The sequence below is a fragment of the Streptomyces sp. NPDC056503 genome, assembly GCF_042794995.1.
Taxonomy (GTDB): Bacteria; Actinomycetota; Actinomycetes; order Streptomycetales; family Streptomycetaceae; genus Streptomyces.
The window spans coordinates 125903-139698 of record NZ_JBHTST010000002.1; the positions used below are offsets into that span (position 1 = coordinate 125903).

At 74.1% G+C, this 13796-nt stretch carries 12 protein-coding genes; 6 read left to right on the forward strand and 6 right to left on the reverse strand.

The window, feature by feature from the left end; all coding sequences use genetic code 11:
- Positions 1-296: 296 nt before the first annotated feature.
- A complete protein-coding gene (locus ACFQ8C_RS01245) occupies positions 297-1868 on the reverse strand; it encodes a carboxylesterase/lipase family protein (protein ID WP_383450890.1) in 1572 nt (523 codons plus the stop codon).
- 108 nt (positions 1869-1976) lie between these two features.
- On the opposite strand from ACFQ8C_RS01245, the gene ACFQ8C_RS01250 reads away from it, so the two are divergent.
- From ACFQ8C_RS01250 to ACFQ8C_RS01260, 3 genes are all read left to right on the forward strand, one after another.
- Positions 1977-2291, forward strand: coding sequence for a hypothetical protein (locus tag ACFQ8C_RS01250; RefSeq protein ID WP_383450892.1), 315 nt, complete (start codon positions 1977-1979; stop codon positions 2289-2291).
- Positions 2292-2428: 137 nt separating this feature from the next.
- Positions 2429-2839 (forward strand): VOC family protein, encoded by a 411-nt coding sequence (locus ACFQ8C_RS01255; protein ID WP_383450894.1) that lies wholly within the window; start codon positions 2429-2431, stop codon positions 2837-2839.
- 39 nt (positions 2840-2878) lie between these two features.
- Positions 2879-3763, forward strand: coding sequence for an NAD-dependent protein deacetylase (locus tag ACFQ8C_RS01260; RefSeq protein ID WP_383450896.1), 885 nt, complete (start codon positions 2879-2881; stop codon positions 3761-3763).
- Here the strand turns inward: ACFQ8C_RS01260 and ACFQ8C_RS01265 are convergent, their stop codons facing one another.
- From ACFQ8C_RS01265 to ACFQ8C_RS01275, 3 genes are read right to left on the reverse strand one after another with little or no spacing between them, the layout of a single operon-like run.
- Entirely contained in the window at positions 3764-4630 is an 867-nt protein-coding gene (locus ACFQ8C_RS01265) for a sulfite exporter TauE/SafE family protein (protein ID WP_383450899.1), read from the reverse strand. It abuts the gene before it with no gap.
- Positions 4631-4669: 39 nt separating this feature from the next.
- Positions 4670-5461: a response regulator transcription factor gene (locus ACFQ8C_RS01270; RefSeq protein WP_383450902.1), complete on the reverse strand. Its 792-nt coding sequence runs from the start codon at positions 5459-5461 to the stop codon at positions 4670-4672.
- A gap of 31 nt (positions 5462-5492) precedes the next feature.
- On the reverse strand, positions 5493-7220 hold the full coding sequence (locus ACFQ8C_RS01275; RefSeq protein WP_383450904.1) for an amidohydrolase: 1728 nt from the start codon (positions 7218-7220) through the stop codon (positions 5493-5495).
- Positions 7221-7677: 457 nt separating this feature from the next.
- Here ACFQ8C_RS01275 and ACFQ8C_RS01280 point away from each other — a divergent pair, with 457 nt between their 5' ends.
- The 3 genes from ACFQ8C_RS01280 to ACFQ8C_RS01290 all read left to right on the forward strand — a co-directional run bounded on the left by ACFQ8C_RS01280 (position 7678) and on the right by ACFQ8C_RS01290 (position 10378).
- Positions 7678-8337, forward strand: coding sequence for a hypothetical protein (locus ACFQ8C_RS01280; RefSeq protein ID WP_383450906.1), 660 nt, complete (start codon positions 7678-7680; stop codon positions 8335-8337).
- Between the two features lie 105 nt (positions 8338-8442).
- Positions 8443-9090, forward strand: a complete 648-nt coding sequence (locus tag ACFQ8C_RS01285; protein ID WP_383450909.1) for a DUF5819 family protein — start codon at positions 8443-8445, stop codon at positions 9088-9090.
- 1 nt (position 9091) lies between these two features.
- Positions 9092-10378 (forward strand): HTTM domain-containing protein, encoded by a 1287-nt coding sequence (locus ACFQ8C_RS01290; RefSeq protein WP_383450912.1) that lies wholly within the window; start codon positions 9092-9094, stop codon positions 10376-10378.
- Positions 10379-10485: 107 nt separating this feature from the next.
- Here the strand turns inward: ACFQ8C_RS01290 and ACFQ8C_RS01295 are convergent, their stop codons facing one another.
- Both ACFQ8C_RS01295 and ACFQ8C_RS01300 read right to left on the reverse strand, forming a co-directional pair.
- Complete coding sequence (locus ACFQ8C_RS01295) at positions 10486-11397, reverse strand: S1 family peptidase (protein ID WP_383450914.1); 912 nt, start codon at positions 11395-11397, stop codon at positions 10486-10488.
- A gap of 501 nt (positions 11398-11898) precedes the next feature.
- Complete coding sequence (locus ACFQ8C_RS01300) at positions 11899-13230, reverse strand: amidohydrolase (protein ID WP_383450917.1); 1332 nt, start codon at positions 13228-13230, stop codon at positions 11899-11901.
- Positions 13231-13796: the final 566 nt, after the last annotated feature.

The window sequence follows — 13796 nt, forward strand, 5'->3', positions numbered from 1 at the left end:
CAGGCGTTCCCGCCGGAAGAACTCGCCGGCGCGGCGGTCAGGCGTGGCGGGTCGGGGTGAGACCGAGGCGGCCGGGGGTGGGCGGGCCGGAGGGCGCGCACCGGTCGCGCCCCCTGGCCGTGGCGTTCCGACAGGCGGTGGAGGAGCGGTACGCGCGGACCCGCGGCGTCACGGAGTACGCGCGGACCCGCGGCGTCACGGAGTACGCGCGGACCCGCGGCGTCACGGAGTACGCGCGGACCCGCGGCGTCACGGAGTACGCGCGGCTGATCGGGCTGCTCGCGGCGCGGCGTCGGTCAGGGGCGCCGTACGGGGAAGTCGACCTTCGCCCAGAGCGAGCGCGGAGGGGCGGGCCTGCGGTCCGCCGCGGGCTGGTCGTCGGGGGTCCAGACGCGCACGGTCCGCCCCTCCTCCACGGTCCGCCCCTCGGCGTCCTTCCCCATCGGCGACCAGCCCGGATCCCCGGTCGCGGAGAAGTCGGCCCAGGCCCGGACCATGCGGCGGGCCAGCACGTGGTCCTCGGGGGTGGGGGCGCCTCCGATGAGGAACGAGAGGCGGTCGTCGTCGAGGTTGCCGAAGGCGAAGGGGACGTCCGCGCAGTGCCAGGCCCGGACGGCCGTGCCGTCGGCCCGCGCGCGTCGGCGGTCGAACCGGGAGAGGTACGTCCGGCCGCCGGCGGCGGCGTGCGCCTCGGCGAGCCGGTGGCTGAACTCGACGAAGGCCAGGTCTCCGAAGAGGGCTAGGTAGACGTCGGCGACCAGGGCATCGGCGGCCGGGGCATCGGCGGCCGGGGGCGGCGCGGAGGCCGCCGAGCGGTAGCCGTCGACCAGGTCCTCGTCCAGCCCGAAGTCCTGTGCGAAGCGGGCTAGTTGCGCGTCGGTGGTGAGTTTCGCGCAGCTGCCGACGGCGTCGAGGAGCCAGTACTCCTCCGTGGTGTGACAGACCAGCAGGTCCACGTCGCGGGCCGTTCCGGCGGCGAGGGCCGCGAGGGGGTCGGTGGGCAGGGTGTCGCCGTCGAGGACGGGGGCGAAGAGGGAGGGGTCGTAGTGGCGGGAGCCGGAGCCGGGGTCGTCACGGTACGCGTCGACCACCCGGTCCGAGGCCGCGACCAGGGCCTGTGGCGTGGCCGACGCCAGGCCCTCGACGGTGGCGGGGCGGCCGGCCGCGGCGGCGATCTCGCGGGTGGTCGCCGCGGCGATGTCCCGGGTGTGGAAGGGGCTGACGGGGCTGTGGGCGATGGCCCGGCGGAAGAGGCCGCGGGCCCGGTCCATCGCCATCAGGCAGACCACCGAGGTCGCCCCGGAGGACTGGCCGGCGAGGGTGACGTCGCCGGGGTCGCCGCCGAACGCGGCGATGTTGTCGCGTACCCAGTGGAGCGCCGCGATCTGGTCCAACAGCCCCCGGTTGTCCGGGAGCACCGTCCCGTCGGGGTCGGCGGGCAGGTGCCCGAAGCCCTCGAAGCCGAGCCGGTAGTTCAGGGTCACCACGACCAGCCCGGCCCGGGCGAGCACCGTGCCGTCGAAGTCGGGCTGGGCGGAGGAGCCGAAGGTGTAGGCCCCGCCGTGGAGCCACACCAGCACCGGCAGTCGGCCGCCGCCGGGCGCCGGGGTCCAGACGTTGACGGTGAGGACGTCCTCGTCGCCGGGCGACCAGGTGGGAGCGCCCGGAAGCTCCGCCGACTGCGGGGCGACCGGCCCGAACTCCGTGCCGTCCCGGACGCCGCTCCACGGCGGGGCCGGGCGCGGCTCCCGGAACCGGTCGGCGCCGAACGGGGGCGCGGCGTAGGGGATGCCGAGCACGGCGACGACGTCCTCCGCCGCCCGGAAGCCCCGGACCGCGCCGCTTCTCGTCTCGAAGACGTCGTCCATGAGTGCCTCCGGCCTCGTTTCGCTGATGGGGGGTGAGCTGTCGAAGATCAGCTTCGTGTCCCACCGCCCGTCCGGTCCAACACCGGGGCGGTCCCGATCCACGCACCCGTGTTGTCAATGACCGACGGCCGGAAGCCCGACGACAGGCACCCCTCCGGGCGCGAGTCCCGCCTCCTGACCGATCGCGGCACCGCCGACCGGGGCGTCGGCCCGGGCTCCTGGTGCCGGGCCGAGCGTGACCGGCCCGAGGCGCCGACCGTGCCCGGGCCCTCCGTCCCGGTCCCGGTCCCGGTCCCGGTCTCGGTCCCGGTCTCGATCGCGGGCGTGGGCCTCTGCGCGATCGGAGCGGTGAACCGCCGGACGAGCGCGCACGCCCAGGCGATGCGCGAACCGGGCAGGCTCGCGGACACGACCGCCGCGTAGCCGCTCCGCGCGGACGACGGCCCCGCGTCCTCCCTCGGACGTAGGACCAGCGCCGTATGGGCGGGCGGGGGCCCGCTCCCTACGCTCGGGGAAGCCCGCCGGTTCGTCCCGAGCCGCGCCGACCAGGAGGTCTCGTCTTGCCCGCCGACGCCACGGCTCACATCCGCATCGCCCGCCCGTCGCGTGACCTGGAGGCGGCGGAACGTTTCTGGGTCTCGGGGCTCGGCCTCGACGTCCAGTACCGGCACACGGCCGACGGCACGCCCGGCATGCACTCGCTGCTCATGGTCGGCTGGCGCGGCGCCGCCTGGCACCTCGAACTCGTCCACGATCCGGCGGCCCCCACGGAGCCCCGGCCGACCGCCGAGGACCTGCTGGTGGTCTACCTCGGCGAGGAGGTGCCCGACGCGCTCGTCGAGCGGCTCGAAGAGCACGGCGGCAAGCGCGTGCCCGCCCACAACCCGTACTGGGACACCTGGGGTGTGACGCTCCGGGACCCGGACGGCTACCTGCTGGTGCTGTCCACCCGGGACTGGTCCAGCAGCTGACGTACGGCGTCCCCGGCGCGCGTTCCGTACGCTGGCCGCATGCGCATGCGGCCTACCTTGAGCTGGACACCGACCTCCGAGCCGCCTCCGGCGACGACCGATCCGGAGCCGGTCGTCGACGCGGTACGGGCCGGGGGCGTGCTCGTGCTCAGCGGGGCCGGGATCTCCACGGAGTCCGGGATCCCGGACTACCGGGGCGAGGGCGGGAGCCTCAGCCGGCACACGCCGATGACGTACCAGGACTTCACGGGCGGCGTTCAGGCGCGGCGGAGGTACTGGGCGCGCGGTCACCTCGGGTGGCGGACGTTCGGCCGCGCCCGGCCCAACGACGGGCACCGGGCGGTGGCCGCCTTCGCGCGGGCCGGCCTGCTGAGCGGCGTCATCACGCAGAACGTCGACGGGCTGCACCAGGCCGCCGGCAGCGACGGGGTCGTGGAGCTGCACGGGAGCCTCGACCGGGTCGTCTGTCTGGGCTGCGGGGACGTGAGCGCGCGGCGGGAGCTCGCACGGCGCCTGGAGGAGGCCAATCCCGGGTTCGACCCCGTACCCGCCGCCCTCAACCCCGACGGCGACGCCGACCTCACGGACGAACAGGTCGCGGGCTTCCACGTGGTGCCGTGCGTGGTGTGCGGCGGGGTGCTCAAGCCGGACGTGGTGTTCTTCGGCGAGACGGTGCCGGCCGAGCGCGTGGAGCGCTGCCGGGAGCTGGTGCGGGGTGCCGCGTCGGTCCTGGTGCTCGGATCGTCGCTGACGGTGATGTCGGGGTTGAGGTTCGTCCGGCAGGCGGCTCAGGCCGGTACGCCCGTGGTGATCGTCAACCGGGATCCGACGCGCGGTGACACGCTCGCCGCCGCCCGGGTGGGCCTCCCCCTCGGCAAGGCGCTCACCTCGGTCGCGGAGCGGCTGGGCATCGCCGTGGAGTGATCAGATGAGGGCCTGGACGGCGTAGAGCGCGCCGACGGCGGTGGCGAGCGTGGCGAGGAGGAGGCGCAGCCCGCGTTCGGGGAGACGGGGCTGGAGGCGGGCGCCGAGGTAGCCGCCGACGAGACCGCCCGCTCCGCAGGCCAGGCCGAGCCACCAGTCGGGCGCGATGTCGCCGGAGCCGGTCAGGGCGAGGACGGCGTACACCGCCGCGCCGACGACCGACGTCACGAACGTGGTCGCGAGCGCCGCCGGGGCCACTCGGGAGACGGGGAGGCCGCGGGCGACGAGGACGGGGCCGATGAGGGAGCCGCCGCCGATGCCGTAGACACCGCCGACCACGCCGACGCAGAGGGCCAGGGCGGTGAGGGCGGAGGGGGAGGGCCGGCCCGGGTCTGCCGTGGCCTCGGTGACGGTCGTCGTCTTGCCGACGGTCGTCGTCTCGGCGGCGGTCGTCGTCTCGGCGGCGGCCGTGGGCGGACGGCGGCGGGCCGGGCGGACGGTCCGGACGAACAGCCACGCTCCCAGGGGGAGGAGCAGCGCGGCGATGAGGAGACGGAAGACGGTCGGGCCCGGGAGGACGTACACGCGGATCACCGCGCCGACGACCACCCCCGGCAGCGTGCCGGCGACGAGGCGCCTGGCCAGCGGGCCGCGGAGGGCGCCGTCACGGCGGTACCGCCAGAGGGCGCCGGGGCCGGCGACCACGTTGTAGAGCAGGTTCGTCGGCGTCACCGCCGGGTTCGGCACGCCGAAGACGCTGAGGTGGACCGGCAGCAGGAAGACGGCACCCGAGACGCCCACCGGCGCGGTCACGACCGAGATCAGCAGGCCGGCCGCCAGGCCGCCCGCCCACGTCGTCCACTCCACGTCCGCGCCCCTCCCTTTCCCCGGGTTCCGATCGTCGTCTCAGCGGGACGACCTGATTCCCCAGGCGGCGGCCCGGGCCGCCGCCGCGGCACGGTTGGGGAGGTCGAGCTTGGCGAGGATGTGCTCGATGTGGGTCCCGACGGTGCGCGGGGTGATGTGGAGCAGTTCGGCGATCTGGCGGTTGGTGCGGCCGGCCGTCAGCTCGGCCAGCACCTCCAGCTCCCGCGGCGACAGCCCACCGGGGCGGGCCGCGCCCGTGACCGGCCCGGCCTCCGCGCCGCCCACGGGTTCCGCGGTCCCCCCGGGCGGCGGGGCCGCGCGGGAGGCCACGGCCGCCGCGAGGGCCTCGGTGAGGAGGGTGACCACGGCGCGGGCCGGGTCGGGGGTGCGGAGCGGCCGCCGGAGGCTGACGTTCAGCATGCCGACGTACCGGCCGTCGGCGGCGAAGAGGCACTGGGCGACGCCGTCCTCGATGCCGAGCGGGGCGAGCACGTCCCGGAACCCCGGCGAGGCGGCGAGGAGTTGCCGGGGGACGTCCCCGAGCCACAGACCGCCCCGGGCCGGGCTGCGCAGCACGGGGAAGACCGGGTCGTGGTGGAGGCGGGTCTCGATGTACGCCGTGGCCGCCTCGGGGTAGCTCCCGGCCAGCGTGGTGTGGCGCCGCAGCCGCGGGTCCCACCGGGACAGGGAGGCGTGGTCGTGTTCCACGACCTCCGAGAGCGCCGCCAGGACCGTGTCGACGCCGGTCGCGCCGGTCGTGGCGCTCCTGGCGGCTTCACGGACGTGGACGGCGGCGTCCAGGATGTCCGTCGTGCTGTGCCGTGCCGCCATCCCCCCAGGATGATCATCTGCCCGGCATCCGTCAATCGCGCGGGTCGCCGGTCGGGGCGCCGGCCAGGGCGTCGTACACGATCCGGCCGTCGAGGACCGTGAGGACGACGGGCATCTCCGGGATGGCGTGGGGGTCGGCGCCGAGCAGGTCGCCGCCGACGACGCACAGGTCGGCGACCTTGCCCGGCTCCAGGGAGCCCTTCCAGCCGTCGGCGAAGTCCTGCCAGGCCGCGTCGACGGTGTACGTACGGATCGCCTCGGCCAGGGCGATCCGCTGCTCCGGGCCGCTGACCCGGCCGGCGGCCTTCGACTCGCGCAGCACCATGGTCGCGACGCCCTGCCGCCAGTCGGGGTGGGTGACGGGGGCGTCGGAGCCGCTGGCGACGCGCACGCCGGCGTCGAGGGCGTCGCGGTACGGCCACGCGTACGCGGCCCGGCCCGCCCCGACGAACTCCTCCTCCATGTCGGCGACGGTCCACTTGATGGTGGGGTTCATGTTGACGCCGAAGTCGTGCGCGGCCAGCACCTTCATGCTGTGGGCGGTGAGGAAGTCGCCGTGGATGACGTAGTGGCGGGCGTCCTCCCTCGGGTGCTCGGCCGCCGCGGCGGCGAAGGCGTCCACGACGGTGTCGATGGCCCGGTCGCCGGTGGCGTGGACGCCGAGCTGGTGCCCGGCCGCGTGGGCGTGGCGGATCATCGCGCGGATCTCGGCGACCCGCTCGTCGTCGATCTCGCCGCCGACGCAGAGGGCGCCGCAGCCTCCGCCGACGTACGGCTCGTGCATCCAGGCCGTCTTGTTGGGCACGATGCCGTCGGCGAAGACCTTCACGCCGTGGATGGTGAGGCGGCGCGGGTCGTGCCCCTCGGAGACGTCGAGGGCGTCGAGGTTCCGCGCGAACTCGTCCGCGGTGCTCGCCATACCGGTGGGCAGGAGCAACACCCCGACCCGGGCGGTGAGTTCGCCGTCGGCCAGCAGCCGGCGGTAGACGTCCAGCGTCTCCGTGCCGAGCGCGCCCCTCATGATGCCGTCGCCGCCGGGGCCGAGGCCGGGCTCGGTGTAGCTGGTCACGCCGAGCCGGGCGAGCGTGGCGAGCGTCGACCGGATCGCGTCGGTCCGCTCCCGGCGGCCGAGCGGCGGCAGCGCGTTCTGGACGAGGGCCTGCGCGCCCTCGTGGAGCAGTCCGGTCGGCTCCCCCGCCGCGTCCACGACGATGGCCCCGCCGGGCGGCGCCACGGTGTCCCGGTCGATGCCGATCAGCTCCAGGGCCTTGGAGTTGACCCAGGTGGCGTGCCCGGAGAAGGAGTACAGGACGACCGGGTGGTCCGGGCTGACCCCGTCGAGGTCGCCGCGCGCGGGGTGCCGGGACGGGTCGGCGACGCACTCGTCGAGGTAGCCGGTGTCCCAGCCGTGCCCCGTGATCCACTGCCCCTCGGCGGCCCGTCCGACGGCCTCCCGCACCGCCTCGGCCACGTCGGCGAGCGAGGAGGCGGCGGGATGGCCGACTTCGAGCGACAGCGGCGGGCTCGCCATGCCGAAGGCGCATCCGTGCAGGTGGGAGTCGTTGATGCCGGGCAGCAGCGTCGCCCCCTCCAGGTCGACGACGCGGGTGTCGGGACCGACGAGCGGAGCCACGTCCTCCCGGCCGCCCACGGCGGCGATCACCGAGCCGGTCACCGCCAGCGCCTCGGCCACGGAGAACTCCGCGTCGACCGTGACCACACGGCCGCCGACGAACACCAGATCCGCATACGTGTCCACAGGGGGTCCTTTCGAATACCGGGCGCGCCGGGGGGCGCCCGCGAACGATCTCCCGAGGACTATCGCCGGGCCGGGCCGCGTCGCACATCGGTCATCCCACCGATACGGGACGGGGCCGAACGGGTTCTCCTCCCGAAGAAACCGGGGCGCCCCCCTGGCGCTCCGCTGACCGGGGAGACGGTCCAGGTCACGACGCGTTGTCGGCTGATCCGCTTGGCATACGAGTCCCCCGGATCCCCGCCTCCGCTGCTCCCGATGGCGCAGCTCTCCGCTTATCGCAGCGCGTAGGCCGTCGCGGGGAGTTGGTGTTCCCTGTCGTCACCCGCTGCCGCCCGTGGCCGTTAAGGGCGACCAGGGCGGGAGTCTCCTTCCCGCCGGACGAAAGGACAGACACTCCATGCGGTACTTCCGCGGTTTGCTCATCGCGTTCTCGGTAGGTGCCCTGTCGCTTGGCACCGTGACCGCCTCCCAGGCACTCGGCGGCACCGTCGACGCGGCCGCGCACATCCGCCACGGCGCCGAGGGCGAGGGGCACGACAAGGGTGGCGACCACATCGTCGTCGACAAGTCGAAGCACAACCTGAGCCACAGCTGCAAGGGCACGTTCGGGTACTGCACCCAGAACGCGGTCTTCGCCCCGAAGATCATCGGCGACATCGGTCTCATCGGCACGACCGGTCTGATCGGCCTCACGGGCACCACGGGAACGACCAGCACCACCGGCACCACGGGAACGACCGGCACCACCGGCACGACGGGCACCACCGGCACCACCGGCACCACCGGCACCACTGGCACCACCGGCACGACGGGCACCACCGGCACGACGACTCCGCCCGAGGACGCCCAGTGGTGCTCGCCCGGCTTCTGGAAGAACCACCCGGAGGAGTGGCCGGTCTCGACCGAGATCCTGTACAGCAGCGTCTTCGGCGCCGCGCCGCCGCGCTCCAACCAGGGCATCGCGCAGAACGCGCCGACCGACCCGACCCTCTTCCAGGTCGTCGACAACCCGCAGTGGTACGGCGGCGGGGCGGCCAACAACGTGGCCGACTACCTCAGCGACCAGGACCCGCGCATCAACTACCAGGGCGTCCGCGTCGACAACTGCCCGCTCTAGGCACCACCGTCCCGGCGGCTTGGCGTAGCCGCCGACGACCTCTCTGAGCAGGTGTGGCCCGTGCGCAGGACGCCGACTGCGCACGGGCCACCTCATCCAAGGAGCATGATGCGAGAACCGAGGCCCCCCGCCCGGTGGTCCCCCGCGTCGATGGTCGCGCTCGCGGTCACGGCGCTGGCGCTGAGCGGCGCCCTCCTCGCCCACCTGGCGTTCCTCTTCCTCGGCGTGGCACCGGCCAACGCCGTCAGCGTGCACCACCGCGAGGGGATCGACGCCTACGTCCAGCCCGAGTTCGCCCAGGACTGGAAGCTCTTCGCACCCAACCCCATGCAGCGCAACGACGCCGTCGGCGTCCGGGTGACCGCCGTCGACGCGGCCGGCCGCACCCGCCTCTCCGACTGGATCAACCTCACGGACCAGGACGTCGAGTCGATCCGCGCCAACATCGCGCCGAGCCACGTGGACCAGAACATGCTCCGCAGGGCCTGGGACTCGTACGTCGCCACCCACAGCATCCAGGGCGACCTGCCCAAGGGGGCGCGCGGCGAGCTGACCGGCACCTACCTCAAGCGGGTGGTCCTCCAGCGGGTGGGAACCACCTGGGAGGGCGGGCGGATCACCTCGATGCAGGTCGCCGGCCGCTTCACCCTGATCGACCCGCCGGCCTGGAGCCGGGAGGCGCCGCCGGACACGACCGAGTACCGGATGCTCCCGTGGTGGCCGGTCGTCCCGCAGGACTTCAGGAAGCTGTGACATGAAACGCTCGACCCTCCTCCCCGGGCTCGCCGCACGCTTCGCGCGGCGGCTGCCGGACATCACGACGGTGCGGGCGCCGTACCAGGCCGCCGTCCTGCGCATCGGCCTCGCGGCCGTCTGCCTCGCCTTCCTGCTGCGCGAGTGGCCCAACCGCCATGTGCTGTACGGGAACCGCAGCCCCCTCTCGCACGACCTGGCCCGGATCCTGGTCGAGGAGGAACACAGCTTCACCGTGCTCCTCCGGAGCGACGGACAGCTCTGGTTCGAGACCGTCTACACGCTGGCGACGGCCGCCGCCGTCGCCGTCCTGCTCGGCTGGCGCACCCGGACCATGTCCGTCCTCCTCATGGTCTGCATGCTCTCGCTGGAGAACCGCAACAGCCTGGTGGGCGACGGCGGGGACAACGTCCTCCGCATCATGGTCATCTACCTGGTCCTCACCCGCTGTGCCGAGGTGTGGTCCCTGGACGCGCGCCGCGCCCGCCGGCGGGAGCGGGACCGGGCCGCGGACGACGGCGGGGCCGGGCCGGCCCGCGGTCCCTGGGCGGCCTTCGACGTCCCGGGGCTCGTCCTGTGGGCACTGGCCCCCACGCCCCTGCTCGCGCTGTCCGGTCACTCCCCCCGGGGCTGGTCCGTCGCCCTGTGGACCCTGTGGGCGGTCCTCGGCGTCTGGTACGTCGCCGACCGGTGGTTCCCCCGCCACGAGGCGCGGGCCGTCCTGGACGCCGCCGCGTCGATGCTGCACAACGCGGCGATGCTCGCCGTCGCCGCGCAGGTGTGCCTGATCTACGCGACCGCGGGCTGGTACAAGATCCAGGGATCGCGGTGGCAGGAGGGCAGCGCGCTCCACTACGTCCTGCACCTGGACTACTTCGCGCCGTGGCCGGCGCTCTCGGGCTTCCTCGCCTCCCAGACCCTGCTGGTCCTGGCCCTGACCTACGGGACCGTGATGGTGCAGGTGGCGTTCCCCTTCACGCTGGCCCACCGCAAGCTGAAGAACGTCCTGCTCGCCGTGATGATCCTGGAGCACCTGGGCATCTCGGTGGTCCTCGGCATCCCCCTGCTGTCGCTGTCGATGATCGTGTGCGACGCGGTCTTCCTGCCCACCGGCCTGCTCATGGCGCTCGGTGCGCGCTGCGCCCGGCTCCCCCTGCCCGCGAGGGTGCCGGCCCCCAGGGACGCCGACCGGGAGCCGGACCGGGACGCGGACCGGGACGCGGATCGGGAGTCGGACCGGACGTCGGACCGGACGTCGGACCGGGACGGGGCGACGACGTCCTCCTGACCGCCCGCGCCCCGCAACGGGGCGGCGCATGACCGTGCCCACGCCGTGACGACGGCGTGGGCGCGGTCATGCGCGTGGTCGTGCGGACCCGGGGCGTCGGCGGCCGGTCAGAAGACGCTGACGCCGTAGGCGCTGAGGGCCTCCGTGACGGGCTGGAAGAACGTGGTGCCCCCGGAGGAGCAGTTGCCGCTGCCGCCGGAGGTGAGCCCCAGGGCGGTGGTCCCGGAGAACATGGCGCCGCCGCTGTCGCCGGGCTCGGCGCAGACGTTGGTCTGGATCAGGCCGTAGACGATGTCGCCGTTGCCGTAGTTGACGGTGGCGTTGAGGCCGGTGACGGTGCCGCTGCGCAGACCCGTGGTGCTGCCGCTGCGCTGGACGGACTGGCCGACGTAGGCGTTGCCGGCAGCGGTGATGTCCCGGTAGCTGCCGTTGTAGAGGTAGACGCGGCCGTCGGCGGCGGAGGCGTTGGAGTGACGGATGATGCCGTAGTCGTTGGTGGGGAAGCTGGACCCGGCACGGCTGCCGAGCAGGGTGGTGCTGGCGGAGTTGGTGTACCAGGTGCTCCCGATCTCGGTGCAGTGGCCGGCCGTCAGCGCGTAGTAGGTGCTGCCGCTGCGGACGTTGAAGCCGAGGGAGCATCGGCCGCCGCCGGAGTAGATGGCCTGGCCGCCCGCGATCAGCTTGTTGATCTTGCCGGTGGTCCGCTCGATCTTCAGGTGCGTGGCGTTCGCGCCCGCGGCCTTGCGGAGGGCGGCGATCTCGGCGGGCGAGACGGACTCGTCGGCGGTGACGACGACCTTGCCGGTGGCCTGGTCGGTGTACCAGGCGGTGCCCGCGACATCGGCGCCGAGGACGGCGTCGCTGGTGGCGGTGAGCGCGGCGACGCCGGCTCGCGCGGTGTCGACCGGCTGCGCCGAGGAGGCGGGGGCGGCCAGGGCCGTCGCGGCGACGAGCGCGCCGAGGACGGCGAGGGCGCGGGCGCCCTTGGAGAGGCGGCGGTTCTGGGACGAACGGTTCACTGAATCCTCCGAGGGGGGTGAGCCGCTGGGTGGGCGGCTCAGGTGGAGTGGAATCGGCGGGGGTACCCGCCATGAACCTGACAACTGCGTGACGGACGACTGACGACGACTGCGAGAGGAATCCTCGACTCCGCAGGGAGCCAGGGCAAGGCGCACTTTCGGCCGCTCTACGCGCGTCCACCGCACTGACGCCGGAAGACACACCTCGAAGTCCCGCCGGGCGCAGCGGCGTTGAGGGGCCGTCGGAAACTTGCAGAGAGGTGTTGCAGTTCAAGGGGTGGGAGCGCTCCACCGGGTCCGCGCGCTCCGGCCGCACCGCCGCACGCCGGCCCGTATGGAGACACGGCCGCGCGCGTCGGCCCCGCCCGGAACCGTACGGGGGCAGTGGTCCCCGTTTGCGGCGTTCCCCTCGCTGGCCGGTTCGCGACCTTGCGCGCGCGAAGGACATCCCGCATACGCGCGACGACGGCGCACCGCGCGACACGGTGCGCCGTCGCGGGGTCAGGCCAGGAACTCGCCGTCCCTCGCCACGACCACACCGCCGTGGACGACCAGGTCCCGCTGCGGCATGTCGACCACGACCTGGGGCAGGCCCTGGCCCCGCACGAGGACGAAGTCGGCGGGGGCGCCGGGCCTGAGGTCGGCGTGCGGCAGGCCCATGACGTCGGCGCCGCCGTGGGCGGCGGCGCGGTAGCAGTCGGCCAGTTCCTCGTCCAGACGGACGTCGGTGACCCAGCCGAGGATGTGGGCGCGGTGGAGCATGTCGGCGTTGCCGAAGGGGCTCCACGAGTCGCGGACCCCGTCGGAGCCGAGGCCGACGCGGACGCCGTGCTCGCGCAGCCGGGCGATCGGGAGCACCAGGTCCCGGGAGGGGGCGACGGTCGTGAGGGCGATGTCCTGGGCGGCGAGGTCGGTCGCGAGGGTGCCGAGCTCGCGCTCCGACAGGCCCGGCAGACAGAAGACGTGACTGATGGTCACCTTGCCGGCGAGGGAGAGGGCACGAGTGCGGTCGATGATGCCCCGGATCGCCCGCACACCCTCCTCTCCCCCGTCGTGCAGGTGGATGTCGACGCCGACGCCGTGCCGGTCGGCGATGCCGAAGACGGTGTCCAGGTGCTCGTCGAGGGCGTGGTCGAAGCCGATGGGGTCGATGCCGCCGATCATGTCGACGACACCCCGGCGCGCGCCCTCCTCCAGGAGGCGGGCCGTGCCGGGCGTCCGGATGACGCCGTGTTGCGGGAAGGCGACGATCTGCACGTCCAGCGCGTGGCGGAGACGGCGGCGGGCCTCGGCCAGCCCCTCGACACCGGCCAGGCCGTACGCCGGGGCCACGTCCGCGTGGGCGCGCATCCCTCGCGTACCGCGGCTGACGGCGTGGCTCATGAGTCCGTACGCGCGCTCCGCCACCGAGCGGGTCTGGGCCCGGAAGAGCTCCACGTCCTGCTCGACGAAGTCGGCGATGGTCGAGGCCGGCCGCCGCGACACCCACTCCCCTCCCCAGGTCGTCTTGTCGGGGTGGATGTGGGCGTCGACGAGCGAGGGGAGCGCGATCCGGCCACCGCCGTCGACGGTCTTCGCGCCGCGCGGCGCCGGACCGTCCGCGATCCTGCCGTCGACGACCACCAGGTCCGTGGCCGCCCCGCCGAAGGGGCGGACGTCCCGGAAGACGACGGTGCGGGACCGGCGCTCCGCCTTGCCCGGGGCCGCCGGAGCGGCGGCGGAGGCGGGGGGCGCCAGGACGGCCGCGGCGGCCGTCGTGCCGGCGACGGCCGCCGCACCGGCCAGCATCGAGCGGCGCGACAGCGCGCCCATGGGAGTCGGGGATTCCTGCATGGGGACTCCTTGGAGAAGAGAGGAAGGGAAGGAAAAGGAAGAAGGCAGAGGGGAAGAGGGGGAAGAGGAGGAGGCGTCAGACCGGGACGCCCGCGCGGATCACGCGGACCGGGGTCCCGAGGAGCGAGAGGCCGGCGAACGGGTCCCCGTCCGGGAGGACCGCGTCACCGGCGTGGCCCCGGGCCGGCCGGCCCGCCGCGCGGCCACGACGGGTCAGACCCGAGGCGACGGGCTGGGTGACGTCGACACACAGGGGACTCCTTGAGGGCAGGACGACCACGGGTCCCCGTTTTGTATACCAAGTTCAGGATGCGGAACAAGGGGTACCGGCCACTGAAGGGCCTCGACATGCATCTTTTCCGGATGTCACGGAGTCAGGCGTTCGAGCTACTCCGGTCCGGGAGATTTTTGGTATACGTAAGAGGCGGCGGGTTGTCCGTGCGGCGGGCCCGGCGCGCGGTCGAAGTCGGCGTCGGCGTCGGCGTCGGCGTCGGCGTCGGCGTCGGCGTCGGCGTCGGCGTCGGCGTCGGCGTCGGCGTCGGCGTCGGCGTCGGCGTCGGCGTCGG